Raw genomic sequence first — 18,321 nt, 5'->3', positions numbered from 1 at the left:
ACGTGTTCGCCAGGTTCACAGAAGGCGCCCGCCGGGCCGTGGTCAGGGCAGGGATCCTCGCGCTCGACGCCGGGCGGCCGGCCCTGGACACCGATCTGATGGTGCTGGGGCTGGCCGAGGTGCGGCCGTTCGAGCTCTCGTCGTTCACCGCCTCCGCGCGCGACGTGCGCGAACGGGTGGACGCCGGCGACGCGCGGGCGTTGCTCGCCACGCTGGGGATCGACCTCGCCGAGGTGCACCGCCGCACCAGGGCGGGCGCCGACGAGCCCGGGGCCTGGAGCCTGCGGCGCTCCCGGCTGCGGCCGCTCCGGGTCACGCTGTACGGGCCGCTCGGCCAGATCCCTCTGGCCATGCACGCCAGGAAGGTGATCGAGGTCGCCCTGTGGCGGCCGGGGCCGGTCACGGGCGAGCACCTGCTGTGGGGGCTGCTGGCCGACTACTCCAACGGCGCCCCCCGGATCCTCGTGGACGCCGGCGTGGACATCCCCCGGTTGGTACGCGAGGTCGGCATGCCGGTCCGCCGCACCGCCTAAGAGGCCGGCCCGGTCGCGGGGCGCAGGTGGGCGATCTTCTCCGGATTGGCGACCAGGTAAACGGTGTCGATCTTGCCGTCCGCGACCATGAGGGAGATCACCGTGATCACCTTGCCGTCCGCCGAGATGACGATCGCGGGCCCGTTGTTCACCTCTCCCATCCCGACGGACACGCCGAGGGTCTCCGCCATGCCGATCGAGGCCAGGAAGCGGGCGATGCTCTCCGGAGTGTTGATCGACTGCAGGTAGCGGCCGACGTGGTCCGCGCCGGTGACGACCCGCAGTGCCGCCCTGGCCTTGCCGCCGCCGTCGGCGACCATCGTGACCTCGCCGGACAGAAGCTCGATCAGCTCGTCGAGGTCGCCGTTCGCGGAGGCGTTGATGAACCGCTCGGTCATCCGCCTCCGCTCGCCCTTGTCCACGTCGAACCGCGGCCGCTTCTCCTGCACGTGCTCCCGCGCCCGCCGCGCCAGCTGCCTGGTGGCCGGCTCGGTCCGCCCGATGATCTCGGCGATCTCCGCGTACGGCAGGTCGAACGCCTCCCGCAGCACGAACACGGCCCGCTCCAGCGGCGAGAGCGTCTCCAGCACCACCAGCAGCGCCAGCTCCACCGAGTCAGCCAGCTCGGCGTGCTCGGCGACGTCGGGCTCGGTGCTGATCGGCTCGGGCAGCCACGGCCCGACGTACGCCTCCCTCCGCGACTTCGCCCACCGCAGCCGGTCGATGGCCAGCCGCGAGGTCACTCTGATCAAATAGGCCTTGGGGTCGTCGACCGTCGTCTCGTCCACGTTCGACCAGCGCAGCCACGCCTCCTGCACGACGTCCTCGGCATCGGCGACACTGCCCAGGATCCGGTACGCGACGCCCGTCAGCAGGCTCCTGTGGTCTTCAAAGGTCGACATGAAACCTAAGACGTAGCACAGGCCCTTCGGTGTGACACGGGTGCTTCCGGATTCCGATACACTTGGTGATCGCAAGGGGCTATGGCGCAGTTGGTAGCGCGCCTCCATGGCATGGAGGAGGTCTGGGGTTCGAATCCCCATAGCTCCACTCTCCCCGCAAAAGGCTTCATCGGGGCGCTTCACGCTTAAAGACCTCAGGCGCTGTTTCCAGTCGTGCCGGAGTGTTCGCGATGACCAGGGCCGCCGGTACCAGCACCTGGGATATTCGACGGTGCCCGAATCATCTTGAGAGTTCAGTGACAACTCTTGATGCTTCCCATGTCTGAGAAATCCGCCACAACGGAAATTCCGACCCCGGTTGTGACATGCGTATCAACGAGAGGCTCGAGCCGGGCAACGCGAGGCGATTCGCCAAATCCAGCGGTCGCTCGACCACTGCTATGGACCGAACAGGGTCACCGGTGGCGAGCAGATATGGCGCGGTGATGCGGGTGGCTTCGGTCCTGCCCTGTCACGCCCGGCCGTCGGTGTCCGCCGGCTCGGCGACGGCCAGGCGCTCCCGCTCCTCCTTGACGATCTGGCCGGCCAGGGCCTCGTCGGAGACGTCGATCGCCTCCGGTGTGGACTCGGCCAGATCGCTGCGCCTGGCGTACGCGTTGAACAGGTTGGTCTTGGCCCGCACGATCCGGAGCAGCCGTTCGTCCACGCTGCCGGGCGTGAGCAGCCGGTGCACCTGCACCCGGCGCACCTGCCCGATGCGGTGCGCGCGGGCCACGGCCTGGCTCTCCACGGTCGGCTTGACCTGCGGCTCACAGATGATCACGATGGAGGCCGCCTGCAGGTTGAGCCCCACCCCGCCCGCCTGGATCTGCGCCAGCAGCACCGCATGACCCGGCGCCGCCGTGAACGCGTCGACCACCTGCTGGCGGCGTTCGGGTGTGAGGCCGCCGAAGAGCGGCCCGTGGACCGAGGAGCCGAGAGCGTCCCCGACCGTGGCGAGCACGTCGCGGAAGAACGAGAACACGACGACCTTGAGCCCGGTACGGGCCGCCTCGTCGACCAGCTCCAGCAGCCGCTCCAGCTTGGCCGACTTCTCCGGCACCGCGTAGGCCGCCCGGCGCATCGCCATGAACGCGCCCGCCTCCACCGCCTCCTGGTAGGCGGCGGCGTCGGCCGCGCTGAACTCCTCCCATTCGTCCACGTGGACCAGCTCGGGCACCTCCGTGGCCACGTCCTCCTGGTTGCGGCGCAGGTAGACCGGCGCGACCGCGCGGCGGAACGCCCGCGCCCGCCCCACCGTCTCGCTCACCTCGGCCGCCGCGAGCAACCCGGGCTGGAGATGGTTCACGAGGGATCGGAACTCCTCGACCCGGTTCTCCATCGGGGTGCCGGTCATGAACAGCACCCTGCCGGCCCGGCGGCACCAAGCGGCCACGGCCTTGGAACGGCGGGTCTCCGGATTCTTCACGTAGTGCGCCTCGTCGACGACGAGCATCCCCACCTCTGGGACGGCGTCCAGCCGGCGCAGCCCGTCGAACGTGGTCACCGCGACCCCGCCACTCTGGAGCCAGGCCGCCTGCGCCAGCGGACGCTCCTCGCCGTGCAGGCGATAGGCCTTGAGCGTGCTGCGCGCCTCGATCTCCCGCAGCCAGTTGATCAGCACGCTCGCGGGACAGACCACCAGCGAGTGCGTCGTGCCCCGGGCGTGCAGGTGCGCGAGAACGGCGATGGCCTGAATCGTCTTGCCCAGCCCCATCTCGTCACCGAGGATCACCCGCCCCTGGGCGAGCGCGAACCGGGCGCCGAACGCCTGGTAGCCGCGCAGCGAGACGCGCCGCAGGGTGTCGTCGAGCTCTTGCTCCCTGACCCGTTCAGCCAGCTCGCCGGGCAGGAACCCCTCGGCGGCGACCCGGTCCGGCGGCGCGAGGATCGACAGCTCCGTCAGCACGTTGTAGTAGTCGGCGGCGCGGATCTCGAAGTCGATCCACGCCTGCGTCCCATCCGGCGACGGGCGCAGCAGGTCGGTGGTGGCCTGCGCGATGAGCAGCCGCGTCTCGGTCTCGTCGGCGAGCAGTTCGGCGATCTGCTCGGCGGCCCGCGCCGCGCGGGCGCGGCGCTTGCTTCCGGACAGGAGCCGGCGCAGCCAGGTGCTCATGGGGCGGGCGTCGGGGATCAGCCCGTTGAGCCGCCGCACGACCTCGTCGGCCGTGCGGCGCGCCCGCGGCAGCTCCGGGCCCGGGGCCACCAGCCGGTGCAGGGTGACGAGCAGCCGGGTGGTCTCGGGGTCCGGATTCTCGACGTCGATGTGCGCGGTGCTGGACTCCCGCACGGCCCGCGCGATCCGCTGGGCGGCGCTCTGCGCCTGCCACCGGGTCTTCCCCCCGACGCCGGACACCTTCTGCAGCTCGTACGGCGTAGCCTCCAGAACGCTGAGCACCGTGGTGTAACCGGCCTCCTCCAGCGCCCCGAAACGCAGCCCGCCCTGCGTGACGTCCTTCAGCCGGGACACGGGGATGGCGGCGAGCTCCGCCCTCGCCGCCCGCTCGCGCAGCGGCTCGAGCGCGGAACGCACCTCGGCCACCGCCCTGTCGTGCTCGGCGACGAGTCCTCGCGCGTCACCGAGCAGTCTCGATGCCCGCCGTAACAGGTCACGTACGTCCCCGGCAGACCATGAATCCATGGGGCAGAAAGTACCGCCTCGGCGTGGGAACGGCTCGCCCCCGGGCGTCGCTCCCGGGTGATGGAGGGTGCCCGGCGCGTTCATGATTAGGTAGAGGCATGGCGCGTGAAACAGGTAAGACGGCGGCGACGAAGGGGTCCCGTGGCGAGGCGATCACCACCCCTCCCGAGCTCCTGGCCGCGCCGGGCTACGTGGCCCGCCGGCTCTACCAGTCCTACGTCGCCCTGTGGACGCGCGCCGTCGACCCGGTCCTGACCGGCCCGCAGTTCGCCGTGCTCACCGCGGTGGACAACTACCCCGGCGTGGACCAGGGATCGCTCGCCTCGTCGGTGGCGCTGGACCGGTCCACGATGGCCGACATCGTCCGCCGGCTGGAGGACAACGGGCTGATCGTCCGGCAGACCGCCATGCACGACGGCCGGCGCAAACTGCTGCACCTGACCGAGGAAGGGGCGCGCCGCCTCGAGGAGGTCAACCGGCGCGCCCGGGAGCTCGACGAGCACTTGCTCAAGGGCTACTCGCAGGCCGAACGCGAGCGCGTGCTGCGCGAGATCACGGCGCTCGCGGCCCAGTGGGAGGCGCTCCTGGGCGACGAGTGACGTCGTCCGCGGGGGCGGGTGAGGCGAGGGCGTCCCGCGTCCGTCTCGTGTTGCGCCGGCGTTACATCCCGGCTCACCCCTTGCGCTCACTGGATCGTCCGTGTTCGGATTAGTTTGCCGGGCATGGCCCCGGACCTGCTGCGATGCGGGATGGCGGTGATTTCGCATGCCCGGAGAACTACCGGACCGATGCCCGGCCTCGACGTGCGAGGCGGCATCTCCCTCACCCTTCGACTGGTTGGAGGAGCGTTGGCGGCGAGCCAGGTGAGTCAGTCGTACCACGTCACGATCGTCGGCGGTGGCCTCGGCGGGCTGACCGCCGCGCTGTCCCTGAGGCAGCGCGGCCTGCGGGTCACGGTCCTGGAGCAGGCCCCCGAGCTGGGGGAGGTCGGCGCGGGCATCCAGACCGCGCCGAACGCCAGCCGCGTCCTGCTCGGGCTCGGGCTGCGCGCCGCCCTGGAGGCGATCCACACCGAGCCTCTGGACCAGGTACGCCGGCGCTGGCAGGACGGCAGCGTGATCGGCCTGACCCCGCTCGGCGAGTTCTGCAAACGCGAGTACAACGCCCCCTACTGGCACTATCACCGCGCCGACCTGCACAGGGTGCTGCTCGACGCGTGCGTGGACGAGGATCGCCCCGGCCCCGTGGTGGACGTGCGCACCGGATGCCACATCGTGGCCGTGGACCGGAGCGACCCCGCGCGGCCGGCCGCGGTCACCGCCGCGGGCGAGCGGCACGAGACGGACGTCCTGATCGGCGCGGACGGCATCCGGTCCCGGATCCGCGAGGCGCTCGGCCTGCCCGACAACCTGATCTTCTCCGGCGAGATGGCTTACCGCGTGCTCATCCCCGGAGACAAGATCGCCGCTGATCCGGCGACGCGCTGGCTCGTGGACCGCTTCCAGAGCACCATCTGGTACGGCCCCGACCGGCATCTGGTCCACTACCTGATCCGCGGCGGGGAGTGGCTCAACGTCGTCGCCATCGTGCCCTGCTCACCCGAGGTGAAGGAGCGGTGGACCGTCCCCGCCACGGTGGACGAACTGGCCGACGCCTTCCCCGGGTGGGACGACCGGGTCGCCGCGATGCTCTCCAAGGCCGACGGCGACATCTCCGCCTGGGCCATGTACCACCGCCGCCGCGACCCGGTGTGGGTGGACGGCCACGTGGCCCTGCTCGGCGACGCCTGCCACGCCATGCTGCCGTACCAGGCGCAGGGCGCCTCGCAGGCGATGGAGGACGCGGCCGTGCTCGCGGAGGAGCTCGGCGCCGTTCCGGCCGAGGGTGTCCGGGCCGCCCTCATGCGGTACGTGGCACGCCGGGCCAAACACGCCGGGATGGTGCAGGACGCCGCCTGGCGCAACATGTCCTTCTACCACCTGCCCGACGGGCCCGAGCAGCGGGCCCGCGACGAGAGACTCAAGCGGTTCGACGGCGAGTCCGACGTCTCCTACCGGTGGCTGTGGCGCGGCACCCCGCTGAACGACCCCGACGAAGAAGCCTTCTCCTACCAGTTCCACAACTGACCGGCCCGGGCACCTCCCGGTTCGGCCACCCTCGGGGACGCGCCCCCCTCTACCGCGCTCCCGTCTCCCTGAACCCCCTCACGTATGGGTGGAAGATCATGAAAACAGGAGACCAGATCGTCCAGGACCTGCCGTGGAAGTGGCGCGTCCAAGGCAAGATCTTCATCATCGGCGGCCTCGGCTACATGTTCGACGCCTGGGACGTCGCCCTCAACGGATTCCTCACGCCCCTGCTGGGCGTGGAGTTCGGCCTGTCGACCGGTGAGAAGGGGCTGGTGGCCACCGCCAACCTCATCGGCATGGCGGTCGGCGCCGTCATGTGGGGCACGATCGCCGACCGCGTGGGCCGCAAGCGGGCCTTCAGTCTGACCCTGCTCATCTTCGCGCTCTTCTCCGTGGTCGGCGCCCTGGCCCCCACCTACGGTGTCTTCCTGGTGTTCCGTTTCCTGGCCGGGGTGGGTCTGGGCGGCTGCATCCCCGTCGACTACGCGCTGGTAGGCGAGTTCTCGCCGAGCCGGCTGCGCGGCAAGATCCTGGCCGCCATGGACGTGTGGTGGCCGGTCGGCGCGACGCTGTGCGGCGTGGTGGCCACCGTGCTCGCGCCGGTGCCGGGCAACTGGCGCTGGATGCTCGCCGTGATGATCCTGCCCGCGCTGCTGCTCTTCTGGGTGCGCCGCGGTATCCCGGAATCGCCCCTCTACCTGGCCAAGGCCGGGCGGGAGCAGGAAGCGCGCGCGGTCATCGACGATCTGGTCGCCCGCACCGGTGCCCCCGCGCAGCCGTACGTCATCGAGGCTCCGGAGGTGGCGGTGGCCGGATCGGGACGGATCCGGGCGGCGTTCGACCAGCTCCGCGGCGTCTGGAGGTTCAGCCCGCGGGTGACCTCCGCCGCCTGGCTGCTCTTCATCACCGTGATGACGACGTACTACGTGGCCATCAGCTGGATGCCGACGATCCTCATGACAGGCGGCTACACCGAGTACGCGGCGTTCGCCAGGGCCACGCTGATGACGGCGGTGGGCATCGCCGGTGTGCTCGTCTCCGCCTGGCTGATCGAGGCGGTCGGCCGCAAGTGGGTGATCGGGGTGTCGGCGCCGGCGGCCGCGGCCGCCCTGGTGGGCTTCGCGGTGTTCCTCGACGTCAGGCCCGCCGCGCTGGTGTGGCTCGGGATCTTCGGCTTCGTCATCCAGATCACCATCCCGGTGCTGTACGCCTACGTCGCCGAGCTGTACCCCACCCCCATCCGGGCCAGCGGCTTCGGCTGGGCCTCGTCGGCCAGCCGGGTGGCGTCCGGCTTCATCCCGCTGATCTTCGGCAGCCTGCTGTGGCCCGTGCTGGGCCTGACCATGACGTTCGTCGTGCTCGGCGTCGCGGTGGCGGCGGTCGTGTTGTGGATGGCCTTCGCCGCGCCGGAAACCAAGGGACGCAAGCTGGACCACATCACCGACCCCGCCGGCGACGCGGTGCCCATGGGAGCGTGATGAAACCCGCTCCGTTCACGTATCACCGCGCCCGTGACGTCACCGGAGCGGTCGCGCTGCTCGCCGAGCTGGGCGAGGACGCCAAGTACATCGCCGGCGGCCAGAGCCTGGTCGCGATGATGAACTTCCGCCTCGCCCGGCCGGCGCACCTGGTCGACCTCGGCGGCCTGCGTGCTGAGCTCGCCTACGTCCGGGAGGGCGACGGCGTGCTACGCCTCGGCGCGCTGACCACCCACCACCAGGTGGAGAGCGCGCCGCTCAGCCCGGACTTCGCCGTCCTGCGCGACGCGATGAGCTGGATCGGGCATCTGCCCATCCGCACGCGCGGCACGGTCGGCGGCAGCCTCGCGCACGGCGAGGCCACCGCCGAGTGGTGCCTGCTCGCCGTCCTGCTGGACGCCGAGGTCGTCGTACAGGGGATCCGCGGGCGCCGGACGGTCCCGGCCGGCGAGCTGTTCCTCGGCTTCTTCACCACGGCGCTGGAGCCCGAGGAAATGGTCGTCGAAGTCGTCTTCCCGCGTCCCGCGCCGCACGCCGCGCTGACAGAGTTCGCCCAGCGGCGCGGTGACTTCGCCACCGTGGCCGCCGCCGTCGACCTGGACGCGGGGCGCGTCACGCTGGGCGGCGTGGCCCCGGTGCCGCTTCGGGTCCCGGAGGCCGAAGCGGTGCTCGCGGACGGCGGCACGTTCGCCGAATGCGCCGAGGCCGCCGCGGCGGCCGTCGACCCGCCCGGAGACGGCGACGGCGGCGCCGACTACCGCAGGGCCCTGACCCGGACCCTGCTCGTCCAGGCATGTGAGGAGGCGACGCGGCGATGACCTGGGTCGGGAGGTCGGCCGCCCGGCGGGAGGACCCGCGGCTGCTGACCGGGAACGGAACGTTCGTCGACGACATCCACCTTCCCCGCATGCTGCACGCGCAGTTCGTCCGCAGCACGATCGCGAACGGCGCCGTGACCGGCGTCGACCTGTCCGGGACGCTGGCCGTGCCGGGCGTCGTCGCCGCGTTCACCGCGGACGACCTGACGATCGGGGACATCACCGCCGTCCTCGACCGGCCGCCGTCGGAGTTCGTGCCGACCGCGATGCCCGTCCTCGCCCGGGACCGGGCCCGCTTCGTCGGCGAGCCGATCGCCATCGTGCTGGCCGAGGACCCGTACACCGCGGAGGACGGCGTCGAGGCGGCCCGCGTGACGTACGAGGCGGATCGGCCGGTGCTCGGAGCGGAGGAGGCGCTGGCGCCCGGGGCGCCGCTCGTCCACGCCGCGGCGGCCGCCAATACCCTGGTGGACGTGTCGATGTTCGCCACCGAGGGCATCGACGACATCTTCGCCGCGGCCCACCGCGTGGTGCGCGTGCGGTCCAGGACGGGCAGGCAGAACGCGCTGCCGCTGGAGACCAGAGGCGCCGTCGCGACGTGGGACGCGCGCGAGGAGCAGCTCGTCGTGCGGACCTGCACGCAGGTCCCGCACCAGGTCCGCACGGTGGTGGCCGAATGTCTCGGGCTCGGCGAGCGGACCGTCCGGGTGGTGGTGCCCGACATGGGCGGCGGGTTCGGGCAGAAGTGCGTGGTCGGCCGCGAAGAGATCGCCGCGGCGGCCGCGGCCCTGCGCCTGCGCCGCCCGGTGAAGTGGATCGAGGACCGCCGGGACGCGCTCACCGCCTCCTTCCTGGCGCGCGAGCAGCGCTACGACGTACGGGCCGCGTTCGACCAGGACGGCCGGATCCTCGCGCTCGACGCCGACGTCGTGTGCGACATGGGCGCCTACTCCTGCTATCCGTTCACCGCCGGGATCGAGCCGCTCATGGCGTCGGCGGAGCTGCCGGGCGTCTACCGCGTGCCCGCCTACCGCGTGCGCGGCCGGGCCGTCACCACGAACAAGGCGCCGTCGGCGCCGTACCGGGGGGTCAGCAGACCCCAGATCGTCATGGTCATGGAGCGGGTCTTCGAGCGGGCGGCCCGCGAGCTGGAACTCGATCCGGTCGAGATCCGGCGGCGCAACCTGATCACCGAGTTCCCCTACACCGGGATCAACGACGTCACCTACGACCCCGGCTCCTATCTGGAGGCGCTGAACCTCTGCGAGCGGATGCTCAGGGACGAGGGCTGGTACGAGCGGAAAGAGCAGGCCGCCGCCGAGGGACGCTTCCTCGGCATCGGCTACTCCTGCTTCAGCGAGCGCACCGGCTACGGCTCCGGCGCCTTCGCCAAGCGCAAGATGGCCGTGGTGCCGGGCTTCGACCTCGCCCAGATCACGATGGACCTCACCGGCGGCGTGACCGTGACGACCGGGACCATGAGCCACGGGCAGAGCCACGAGACGACGCTGGCCCAGATCGTCGCCGACCGGCTCGGCCTGGACCTGGCCGAGATCAAGATCCATCAGGGCGACACCGACAGGATCACGTACGGGTTCGGGACGTTCGCCAGCCGCTCGGCCACCATCGGCGGCAGCGCGGTCGCGCGGGCGGCCACCAAGCTGGCGGACCGGCTCCTGCACCTGGGCGCGCACCTGCTGGAGAGCACGCCCGACGACGTCGAGCTGCACGACGGGCGTGTACGCGGGCGCGACGGCCGCGCCCTGGCGTACCGGGAGCTGGCCGCGGTCGCCTATCTGAAGGCTCACCTGCTCCCCAAGGACGCCGAACCCGGGCTCACCGCGAGCGCGTCCTTCGACGTGCACGGCGACGGGACGTTCTCCAACGCGGCCCACGGCGCGGTCGTGGAGCTGCATCCCGGCACGGGACGGGTGGAGTTCCTCCGGTACGTCTGCGTGGAGGACTGCGGAGTCGCCATCAACCCGCAGGTCGTCGAGGGACAGTGCCGCGGCGGCATCGCGCAGGGCATCGCCGGGGCCCTGTTCGAGGAGGTCACCTACGACGCGCAGGGCGAGCCGCTGTGCGCGAGCTTCATCGACTACAAGGTGCCCACCGCCAACGAGATCCCGGACATCGAGATCCGCCACCTGGAGACCCCGTGCGCGTTCACCGAGAGCGGGGCGAAGGGCGCCGGGGAGGGCGGGACGATCGGCGCCCCGGCGGCGGTGCTCAACGCCGTCAACGACGCCCTGCGCCCGACCGGCGTGGAACTCGACGACACCCCCATCAGGCCCGAGACGGTGCAGCGCGCGATCGGAGCGTACGCATGACGGAGAAACTGCTGATCAGCCTGACGGTGAACGGGGAGGAGCACGACGATCTGGTCGTGGAGTCCCGGCACACCCTGGTGGACGTGCTCCGGCATCGCCTCGGCCTCACCGGCACGCACGTCGGCTGCGAGCACGGCGTCTGCGGCGCCTGCACGGTCCTGCTCGACGGCGCCCCGGTACGCGCATGCCTGATCTTCGCGGCCCAGGCCGAGGGGCAGGAGATCCGCACGGTCGAGTCGCTGGCCGGCGGCGGCGAGCTGACCGACCTCCAGCGGGCGTTCTCCGCCCATCACGGCCTGCAGTGCGGCTTCTGCACGCCTGGTTTCCTGATGCTAGCCGAGGGCTTCCTCGCCGAGCGCCCCGAAGCGACGAGAGAGGAGATCCGCGAGGTCGTGTCCGCCAACCTCTGCCGGTGCACCGGTTACCAGACCATCGTCGACGCGATCGAGGACTGCGCCCGGGCGCGGAGGGGAGAAACTCGATGATCCTGACCAACGAGATCGCGGTGAACGCCTCGCCGGACGAGGTGTTCGCGCTGATCAAGGACATGGAGCGGGTCGTGACCTGCCTGCCGGGCGCCGCGCTCGACGGCCGCGACGGCGACGCCTTCCGCGGCGGCGTCAGGGTCAAGGTCGGTCCCGTCACCGCCGCGTACACCGGGACCGTGCGCCTCCTGGAGGTCGATCCGGGCCGGCGCCACCTCCGGTTGCAGGGCAGGGGCGCCGACACCCGCGGCGGCGGCGACGCCGAGGCCGAGGTCGCCCTCACGGTGGAGGAAACCCCGGGCGGCGCGGTGCTGCGGGTGCGGACCGACCTGCTGATCCGGGGAAAGATCGTCCAGTTCGGCAAGGGCGCGATCGTGGCCGTCTCCGACCAACTGCTGCGCCGGTTCGCCGAGAACCTCGCGGCTCTCATCGACGCCGACCGCTCCGGCGTTCCCGCTCCCGCCGCCGTGGCGCCGGCGGAAGAGCCGGTCGGGCTGTCGATGCTGGTTCCCGCGGGCGTGACCAAGTACGCGCCGATCGCGGCGGCTTTCGCGCTCGGCCTCTTCCAGGGCTGGCTGCTCGGCAAGGTGAGCGCCCAGGCCAAGCTGATCAAGGAGCTGCGCCGTGGCTGACGGCCTGTACGGCCGGCGGACCGACGACACTTACGCGCAGGCCGGGTTCGGCGCTTCGGTGCGCCGGGGGGAGCGTCCCGCGATCGTGGTCGTGGACCTCACCAACGGTTTCACCGATCCCGACCGTCCCTCGGGAGCCGACCTGTCGGAGGTGGTCGCCGCCACCGCCGAGCTGATCGAACACGGCCACGCGGCGCGCGTGCCGGTCGTCTTCACCGCGATCGCCTACACGCCGGCCGAGGCCGACGGCGACGCGATCACCTGGCTGCACAAGGCGCCCGGCATGCGCGCGATGCGCGAGGGGAGTCCCGCGGTGGCGATCGACGAACGGCTCCCGCGCCGGGCCGAGGACGTCCTGGTGGTGAAGAAGGGGGCCTCCGCGTTCTTCGGCACGGGCCTCGCCCCGGTCCTGACCGCGCTGCGCCGGGACACCGTCCTGGTCTGCGGCGCGACCACCAGCGGCTGTGTCCGGGCCACCGTGGTGGACGCGGTCCAGCACGGATTCCCGGTACTGGTGCCGCGCGAGTGCGTCGGCGACCGCGCGCCGGGCCCGCACGAGGCCGCCCTCTTCGACATCCACGCCAAGTACGGCGACGTCATCGGCCTCGCGCAGGCCGCCGCGTACCTCGCTGAAGGAGTCCCCATCGATGTCTGAACGCGCGCTCACCCAGAGGGCCCTCGCGGATCTCGCCGCCGTGCCCGCGCGAAGCCGATGGGTCGCCTCGGGCCCGATCCGGCTGCATGCCCTCGACTACGGCGGCGACGGCGTGCCGGTGCTCGTCCTGCCCGGGATCACCAGCCCCGCGATCGCCATGGACTTCGTCGCCCGCGAGCTGGCCGATCTGGTTCGTCCCGTCGTGCTGGACGTGCGGGGCCGCGGCTTCTCCGACGACGGTCCTTCGTACACGCTGGAGGACTACGCCGCCGACGCGGAGGCGGTGATCACGCGGCTCGGGCTCGACGGAGCCGTGCTGCTCGGCCACTCGATGGGGGCCCGCATCGCGGGCCTGACGGCCGCCAAGGGCGAGGTCGCGCTGCGCGGGACGGTGCTCGTGGACCCGCCGATGAGCGGTCCCACCCGCGGTCCCTACCCGACCACGCTCGCCGCGTTCCAGAGCCAGCTCCAGCAGGCGCGGCGCGGCACCGACGCCGACGAGGTCGCCCGGTCCTGGCCCCGGTGGCCGCGGCGGGAGCAGGAGCTGCGGGCGCGGTGGCTGGCGAGCTGCGGCGACGAGGCCGTCGCCGCCACCCACAGGAATTTCGAGAGCGAGGACTTCTTCGACTTCTGGCCGTCGGTGCCGGCGCCCACCGTCCTGGTGTACGGGGCGGACAGCCCGGTGGTGACCGCACTCGGCGCCCAGGAGGCGGCCCGCGCGAACGTCGCCGCACGCCTGGTGGCGATCCCCGACGCGGGACACATGGTCTTCTGGGACAACCCGAGGGCCGGCCTGGAGGCCGTTCGCGACGTCCTGCGCGACATGATCTGAGGCCGCCCGCGGGGGGGGGGGGGGGGGGGGAGAGGGCGGCCTCTTCCGCCGTTCAACACGTGCCGCCGGTCAGGCTTCCCGCCCCCGGGACGATGGTGGGGAGCCACCACGTCGCGGGTCAGCGCCGGCCGGCCGGGCGCATCTCCCGCACCACGACGTCGCCGTCCACCACCACGGGCTCGTCGTCGAGGAAGAGGCTGCAGCCGCGCATGGGGATGTCGAAGTGGCAGGGCGTGTCGTTCGGCCCGCCCAGCTCGTTGTTGGGGCCGATGGAGAACATCACGTTGCCGTAGAAGGAGCGCAGCTCCATGCCCATTCCGCCGGGGAACTGGGTCAGGCCGTGCCAGTGGGCCCGCTCGTCCAGCCCCCACCCGACATGGGACATCCCGTAGCCGCGAGGATCGTCGAACGACCTGATGTAGGACGACAGCAGCTCGGCGTCGAGACCGCCGCGGATGCCGGTGATGAATCCGCGCTCGATGGTGAACGTGACCGGGGTCTGGACGTAGGTGTTGAACGGAAGCAGCACGTCCCCGGGCGACAACACGATCGTGCCGTCCACGCCGTCGTCGGCGCCCCCGGTGAAGACGAACGCGGCCGGCCAGTGGTCCCAGCGGCCGGGCTGGTCGGTGTAGCCGTACTCGCTCATCGTCGGATACACCCCGAGGCGGTAGGTGACGTCGGTCCCGGCCGGGCTGGTGATGCGCATCGAGCTCGCCTTGCTCAGCAGTTCGGCACCCACCTCGACCCGTTCCCGCAGCTCGGGGGTGGGCATGAGGCGGGCGAGCAGCGGAGCGGGCTCGACCGCGGTGAGGATCCGGGTGCCCGCGTCCTGGATGGCGAACTGCTCCTTGCTGAACAGCAGGAACTTCAGGTCGACGAGCATGTCGGCCTCCTTGAGCGCCTCCACTGCCCGGGGGTTCGCACCGAGCCCGCTCTCGCCGACCGCCCACGCGCCCGACGCGCCGGCGGGCGCGGGGAGGCGCAAGTGGTAGGCGGCGGCCCCGAGGCGCCCGGCCGCGTAGAGGAACGCGTCGGCGTAGTCGAGGCGTTCGGCGCCCTCTGACAGGACCGCCACCGTCTCGCCCTCGTGCACGCCGCTCAGCGTCAGCTGGCGCAGGCAGATCTCGTTCAGCAGGTTCTGGTCCATCGGCCCTCCCGTGATCACGCAGTTAGTCCGGACACGGACGATTGTCGTGAATTAATCCGAACACGGACTACTCTGCGGGCGCAAGAGGCGAAACGCACTTGTCACACGCGACCTGACCAACCTGACGATCAGCGGGAATCCGGTGCCCGTCCATGCGCGGGCATACCCGGCCAGCTCCCCGGCCGCACCGAGCGCACGCGCGCCGCGCCGCATCCCCTCGCGTTCCGCCCGCGACCAGAAGCCGCACCCATGCTCGAACGCGTCACTTCACCCTCAACCCGGGAACCCCATAAGTGGTTATCTTCGCTCAGAAGGGATCACGCGCAAGCGGGTTAGGCGGACAGCAGCCGGCTGAGCGTGCGGGGCAGCTCGTCGCGGTTCTGCGGGGTGACCGTGATCAGCTCCGCCTCGATGCGGGACTTCAACGCCGGCAGGCTGCGCTGGTGGACGGTGGCCACGACCGGGACGTCGGCGGCGAACAGCGCCGCGCACCGCGGCATGAACGCGGGCGACAGCAGCTCCATCGGCCCGATCTCGTCGATGAGCGCGACCGCGCCCTTCGTGGCCAGCGCCCGCTCCATGGCGGGCAGCGCGACGCGCTCGAACGCGGGCACGTTGACGCCGTACTTCCCGATCCGCGGCCCGGACACCCACGAGACGTGGGCCATGACCGCCTTCTCGCCGCCGAACTCCTCGACCATGAAGCCCGCCCGCCGGCCGTTCTCGCGTATCTCGTCGCTGAGGAAGCCGCACACCGGCACGTCCGCGGCCCGCAGCAGCTCGGCGAGGCGGCGGATCACAGTGGTCTTGCCGGTGCGGGGAGCGGCGGTGAGCATGATGCGCGTGCGCGACACGGGTCCAGGATGTCAGACCCGCTGAGTCCCGGACAGGACCTCCAGGTAGTGCGGGTTGCGCATGATGCCGAGGATGTTGCCGAACGGATCCACCACCGAGGCGGTGACGAAGCCCTTGCCCTCGCCGCGCTCGGTGATGGGCTGGTACTCCTTGGCGCCCAGACTGAGCAGCCGGTCGAACGCGGCCTGCAGGTCGTCCACGTGCCAGTACATGATCGAGCCGGCGGGCCGGTCCGCCGCGCCCTCGGGGGCGTAGCGGCTGTTGATCAGGCCGAGCTCGTGCTGGTAGTCGCCGATGCGGAACTCGGCGTAGGCGCCCGGGATCTCGTAGTACGGCGGGACGCCGAGCACCTCGGCGTACCAGCTCTTGGCCGCCTCGAAGTCACTCGCGTAGAGGTTGAGGGTGGCGAATCCGCGCAGCATGTCGGTTTCCCTTCTCCGATTCCGGGGTGATGGTGACTATTCTTTCGGCCAAAGTGCTCATCGAATGAGCACTTTCATGTGGGGAATGTGGCGGACAGGGCGGCGTGCTCCCAGCGGATCTGCTCCCACGCCTGCTCCACGTGCCTCCGCCCCGTGGCCGGACCCCCGATGGCCATGCGCAGCACCACCCGGCCGCCGATCTTCGTATGCGTCAGGTACATGGACCCGCTGGTGTTGAGCAGCTCCATCAGCCGCGTCGTGGCCCGGTCCGCCTCGGCCTATCGCGGGCACCGGGTCGAACGGCCGTGGTGGACGTGGTGCCCACGGTGGCGCACGCCAGGGCGGGGACCGCGCCCTCCGCCTGGTCGCGGGTCCAGCAGCGTCCGCAGGCGGCCGGTTCCATTGCGAGCGTACGCGGGCCAGTCGACCACCACGGTCCGCCGGCAGCGCGCGGCGGATCTCTCCCGGCTTCACCTGGGGCATCACGGGATGGCACTCGATGTCAGCGAGATAGTCGGCGATCCAGTCGATCACTTGCTTGCCGTGGCGGCGGAACTCCTCCGGGGTCATGTGGTCGTATCGCTCAAATGTTCCACCCAACGGCGGCAAACTTCGGTAGTCTCATCATCACGTTCGGTAATGGCCTGGGAGGTGGGGTGGGCGTCATGCAGGCGTACCGGTGTGCTTCCGATCGCCGTCCAGCAACCTCTTCACCTGCCTACCGCTCGGCCAACGGCTGTGCCCGCACGACGCTGGAGGCCACGGCGCATGGCTGAGCAGCTGCGGCCGATCGCCACCGTTCATCGCGGCCACTCCCTCCGGGGCGGCGGTCCGCGACCGTCTCAAAGGGCTGACCGCCCAGGACGAGACGGTACTCCGGCTGGTGGGCGCGCATCTCGGCGCACTGGCCTCCAGCGATCTCGCGGTGCGCTGCCGGGACGGCCTGGCGCACTCGGCGCAGCGGTGGGCGGAGCGCAAACGCGAACTGACCGCGCTGTCGTCGGCGCGCTGGGCCGGGGCGATCACCAAGGCGTCGCATGACCAGTGGGCGCTGGCCCGGCGCTGCCAGCTGGCCCACATCCAGAGCCTCGAGGCCGGGATCGCGACGATCACGCGCCGCCTTGCCGTGCCGGTGGGGCAGAAGGGCACCAAGGATGCCCCGGCGGGCTACCGCTCGCGCAAGGAGTGGTTCGCCAAGTCTCGCCGTTTGAGCGTGCTGAAGGACCGGCTGGCCGCCGTGCGGGCGGACTGGCAGGCCGGGCGGGTGCACATCGTGCGCGGCGGCAAGCGGCTGGCCGGTAACCGGCACCACCTCGAGGCCTCGCGGCTTGACGAGGCCGGATGGCGGGCGCGGTGGGAGGCCGCGCGCTGGTTCCTGCAGGCCGACGGGGAGTCCGGCAAGCGGTACGGCAACGAGACCATCCGCATCACCCCCGACGGCGAGGTGTCGCTCAAGTTGCCCGCCCCGCTGGCCGGGTACGCCAACGCCCCGCACGGCCGGTACGTGCTGTCGGCCCGGGTACGCTTCGCCCACCGGCGCGGCGAGTGGCCGGCCGGGTGCAGGCGAATCGGGCGGTGGCCTACCGCATCCACCTGGACGCCGACCGGGGCCGCTGGTACCTGACGGCGTCCTGGCAGCTCCCGCCCACCCCCACCATCTCCCTGCCGGCGGCCCTGGCCCACGGGGTGATCGGGATGGACACCAACGCCGACCATCTGGCGGCCTGGCGGCTGGACGTGCACGGTAACCCGATCGGCCGGCCGCGCCGCTTCTCCTTCGACCTGTCCGGCACCGCCGAGCACCGCGACGCCCAAGTCCGCCACGCCCTTTCGCGCCTGCTGGCCTGGGCGAAGGCGTGCGGGGTGGCGGCGATCGCGATCGAAGACCTGGATTTCACGGCGGAGAAGACCCGGGAAAAGCACGGCCGCCGCAAGCGGTTCCGCCAGCTGATCTCCGGCCTACCCACCGCCAAGCTGCGCGCCCGGCTGGTCTCGATGGCCGCCGCGGCCGGGATCGCGATCGTCGCGGTGGATCCGGCCTACACCAGCAAGTGGGGCGCCCAGCACTGGCAGGCCCCGCTGACCGGCAAGAACAAGAAGAACCAGACGACGACTCGCCATGACGCTGCGGCGGTGGCGATCGGCAGGCGCGCCCAGGGGCATGCGATCCGGCGACGGACGGCACCGCCCCCGCACGACCGGAGCGATCGTGCGGGGCATCGGACCGTCCAGGCCGGACCGGATGCTTCTGGGGGTGAGGGACCCCGTCCCCGCATTCCCGGACCACGCACCGGATGCGTGCCGCCCGGATGCGGCGAGCACACGGGCGGCCAGAACGCTCAACACCGTTCGGAGCGTTCGGCTGAGCATGAGCAACTCATGCTCAGCCCCTAGGAACGGTTTTCGCCTCCGGCCCAAGC

The 18,321-nt window shown here is 71.5% G+C and carries 18 protein-coding genes and 1 tRNA gene; 13 read left to right on the top strand and 6 right to left on the bottom strand.

The genetic code is table 11. The features are described from left to right. Window positions 1-2 precede the first annotated feature (2 nt). Window positions 3-533, top strand: a complete 531-nt coding sequence (locus ACIBX3_RS09410) for a Clp protease N-terminal domain-containing protein (protein ID WP_397114875.1) — start codon at window positions 3-5, stop codon at window positions 531-533. Here ACIBX3_RS09410 and ACIBX3_RS09405 read toward each other — a convergent pair. Beyond that, entirely contained in the window at window positions 530-1,435 is a 906-nt protein-coding gene (locus ACIBX3_RS09405) for an RNA polymerase sigma-70 factor (protein ID WP_397114873.1), read from the bottom strand. The genes ACIBX3_RS09410 and ACIBX3_RS09405 overlap by 4 nt on opposite strands. A 75-nt stretch (window positions 1,436-1,510) precedes the next feature. Between ACIBX3_RS09405 and ACIBX3_RS09400 the strand changes: the two genes are divergently transcribed. Next, window positions 1,511-1,583: transfer RNA gene (locus ACIBX3_RS09400), tRNA-Ala, on the top strand. A 363-nt stretch (window positions 1,584-1,946) separates the two neighbouring features. Here the strand turns inward: ACIBX3_RS09400 and ACIBX3_RS09395 are convergent. Continuing rightward, window positions 1,947-4,115, bottom strand: coding sequence for a DEAD/DEAH box helicase (locus ACIBX3_RS09395; RefSeq protein WP_397114871.1), 2,169 nt, complete (start codon window positions 4,113-4,115; stop codon window positions 1,947-1,949). Window positions 4,116-4,213: 98 nt separating this feature from the next. Here ACIBX3_RS09395 and ACIBX3_RS09390 point away from each other — a divergent pair, with 98 nt between their 5' ends. The 9 genes from ACIBX3_RS09390 to ACIBX3_RS09350 all read left to right on the top strand — a co-directional run bounded on the left by ACIBX3_RS09390 (window position 4,214) and on the right by ACIBX3_RS09350 (window position 13,474). After that, window positions 4,214-4,714 (top strand): MarR family winged helix-turn-helix transcriptional regulator, encoded by a 501-nt coding sequence (locus tag ACIBX3_RS09390; RefSeq protein WP_397114869.1) that lies wholly within the window; start codon window positions 4,214-4,216, stop codon window positions 4,712-4,714. A gap of 249 nt (window positions 4,715-4,963) precedes the next feature. After that, window positions 4,964-6,241 carry an FAD-dependent oxidoreductase gene (locus ACIBX3_RS09385; RefSeq protein ID WP_397114867.1) on the top strand — a complete coding sequence of 426 codons (1,278 nt, stop codon included), beginning with the start codon at window positions 4,964-4,966 and terminating at the stop codon, window positions 6,239-6,241. 98 nt (window positions 6,242-6,339) lie between these two features. Beyond that, window positions 6,340-7,722 carry an MFS transporter gene (locus ACIBX3_RS09380; RefSeq protein ID WP_397114865.1) on the top strand — a complete coding sequence of 461 codons (1,383 nt, stop codon included), beginning with the start codon at window positions 6,340-6,342 and terminating at the stop codon, window positions 7,720-7,722. Next, on the top strand, window positions 7,722-8,540 hold the full coding sequence (locus ACIBX3_RS09375; protein ID WP_397114863.1) for an FAD binding domain-containing protein: 819 nt from the start codon (window positions 7,722-7,724) through the stop codon (window positions 8,538-8,540). Before ACIBX3_RS09380 ends, ACIBX3_RS09375 begins: the two co-directional genes overlap by 1 nt. After that, window positions 8,537-10,870, top strand: coding sequence for a xanthine dehydrogenase family protein molybdopterin-binding subunit (locus ACIBX3_RS09370; RefSeq protein ID WP_397114861.1), 2,334 nt, complete (start codon window positions 8,537-8,539; stop codon window positions 10,868-10,870). Before ACIBX3_RS09375 ends, ACIBX3_RS09370 begins: the two co-directional genes overlap by 4 nt. Continuing rightward, window positions 10,867-11,355, top strand: coding sequence for a (2Fe-2S)-binding protein (locus ACIBX3_RS09365; RefSeq protein ID WP_397114859.1), 489 nt, complete (start codon window positions 10,867-10,869; stop codon window positions 11,353-11,355). Before ACIBX3_RS09370 ends, ACIBX3_RS09365 begins: the two co-directional genes overlap by 4 nt. After that, window positions 11,352-11,987, top strand: coding sequence for an SRPBCC family protein (locus ACIBX3_RS09360; protein ID WP_397114857.1), 636 nt, complete (start codon window positions 11,352-11,354; stop codon window positions 11,985-11,987). Before ACIBX3_RS09365 ends, ACIBX3_RS09360 begins: the two co-directional genes overlap by 4 nt. Then, the gene (locus ACIBX3_RS09355) at window positions 11,980-12,642 is read left to right on the top strand and encodes an isochorismatase family protein (RefSeq protein ID WP_397114855.1); all 663 of its coding nucleotides are present in this window, start codon (window positions 11,980-11,982) and stop codon (window positions 12,640-12,642) included. The genes ACIBX3_RS09360 and ACIBX3_RS09355 overlap by 8 nt, the downstream gene beginning before the upstream one ends. Next, a complete protein-coding gene (locus tag ACIBX3_RS09350) occupies window positions 12,635-13,474 on the top strand; it encodes an alpha/beta fold hydrolase (RefSeq protein WP_397114853.1) in 840 nt (279 codons plus the stop codon). Before ACIBX3_RS09355 ends, ACIBX3_RS09350 begins: the two co-directional genes overlap by 8 nt. Window positions 13,475-13,592: 118 nt before the next feature. Here ACIBX3_RS09350 and ACIBX3_RS09345 read toward each other — a convergent pair whose 3' ends face one another. The 4 genes from ACIBX3_RS09345 to ACIBX3_RS09330 all read right to left on the bottom strand — a co-directional run bounded on the left by ACIBX3_RS09345 (window position 13,593) and on the right by ACIBX3_RS09330 (window position 16,149). Further along, entirely contained in the window at window positions 13,593-14,624 is a 1,032-nt protein-coding gene (locus tag ACIBX3_RS09345; RefSeq protein WP_397114851.1) for a leucyl aminopeptidase, read from the bottom strand. Between the two features lie 332 nt (window positions 14,625-14,956). After that, window positions 14,957-15,478, bottom strand: coding sequence for a nucleoside-triphosphatase (locus tag ACIBX3_RS09340; RefSeq protein WP_397114849.1), 522 nt, complete (start codon window positions 15,476-15,478; stop codon window positions 14,957-14,959). 12 nt (window positions 15,479-15,490) lie between these two features. Continuing rightward, entirely contained in the window at window positions 15,491-15,901 is a 411-nt protein-coding gene (locus ACIBX3_RS09335) for a VOC family protein (protein WP_397114847.1), read from the bottom strand. 74 nt (window positions 15,902-15,975) lie between these two features. After that, on the bottom strand, window positions 15,976-16,149 hold the full coding sequence (locus ACIBX3_RS09330) for a hypothetical protein (RefSeq protein ID WP_397114845.1): 174 nt from the start codon (window positions 16,147-16,149) through the stop codon (window positions 15,976-15,978). Window positions 16,150-16,580: 431 nt separating this feature from the next. Between ACIBX3_RS09330 and ACIBX3_RS09325 the strand changes: the two genes are divergently transcribed. Continuing rightward, on the top strand, window positions 16,581-17,525 hold the full coding sequence (locus ACIBX3_RS09325; protein WP_397114843.1) for a hypothetical protein: 945 nt from the start codon (window positions 16,581-16,583) through the stop codon (window positions 17,523-17,525). Continuing rightward, on the top strand, window positions 17,477-18,295 hold the full coding sequence (locus tag ACIBX3_RS09320; RefSeq protein ID WP_397114841.1) for a hypothetical protein: 819 nt from the start codon (window positions 17,477-17,479) through the stop codon (window positions 18,293-18,295). Before ACIBX3_RS09325 ends, ACIBX3_RS09320 begins: the two co-directional genes overlap by 49 nt. Window positions 18,296-18,321: the final 26 nt, after the last annotated feature.

Origin of the sequence: Nonomuraea sp. NPDC049480 (assembly GCF_044465905.1) — a bacterium.
In the GTDB taxonomy this organism is placed as follows: Bacteria; Actinomycetota; Actinomycetes; order Streptosporangiales; family Streptosporangiaceae; genus Nonomuraea.
This window is presented reverse-complemented; position numbering and strand designations above follow the sequence as displayed.

Bases quoted from the DNA above. Each gene is read 5' to 3' on its own strand.
- ACIBX3_RS09405 (WP_397114873.1), bottom strand. From the start codon at position 1,435: ATGTCGACCTTTGAAGACCACAGGAGCCTGCTGACGGGCGTCGCGTAC.
- ACIBX3_RS09395 (WP_397114871.1), bottom strand. From the start codon at position 4,115: ATGGATTCATGGTCTGCCGGGGACGTACGTGACCTGTTACGGCGGGCA.
- ACIBX3_RS09390 (WP_397114869.1), top strand. From the start codon at position 4,214: ATGGCGCGTGAAACAGGTAAGACGGCGGCGACGAAGGGGTCCCGTGGC.
- ACIBX3_RS09380 (WP_397114865.1), top strand. From the start codon at position 6,340: ATGAAAACAGGAGACCAGATCGTCCAGGACCTGCCGTGGAAGTGGCGC.
- ACIBX3_RS09375 (WP_397114863.1), top strand. From the start codon at position 7,722: ATGAAACCCGCTCCGTTCACGTATCACCGCGCCCGTGACGTCACCGGA.
- ACIBX3_RS09370 (WP_397114861.1), top strand. From the start codon at position 8,537: ATGACCTGGGTCGGGAGGTCGGCCGCCCGGCGGGAGGACCCGCGGCTG.
- ACIBX3_RS09365 (WP_397114859.1), top strand. From the start codon at position 10,867: ATGACGGAGAAACTGCTGATCAGCCTGACGGTGAACGGGGAGGAGCAC.
- ACIBX3_RS09360 (WP_397114857.1), top strand. From the start codon at position 11,352: ATGATCCTGACCAACGAGATCGCGGTGAACGCCTCGCCGGACGAGGTG.
- ACIBX3_RS09350 (WP_397114853.1), top strand. From the start codon at position 12,635: ATGTCTGAACGCGCGCTCACCCAGAGGGCCCTCGCGGATCTCGCCGCC.
- ACIBX3_RS09345 (WP_397114851.1), bottom strand. From the start codon at position 14,624: ATGGACCAGAACCTGCTGAACGAGATCTGCCTGCGCCAGCTGACGCTG.
- ACIBX3_RS09335 (WP_397114847.1), bottom strand. From the start codon at position 15,901: ATGCTGCGCGGATTCGCCACCCTCAACCTCTACGCGAGTGACTTCGAG.
- ACIBX3_RS09330 (WP_397114845.1), bottom strand. From the start codon at position 16,149: ATGGAGCTGCTCAACACCAGCGGGTCCATGTACCTGACGCATACGAAG.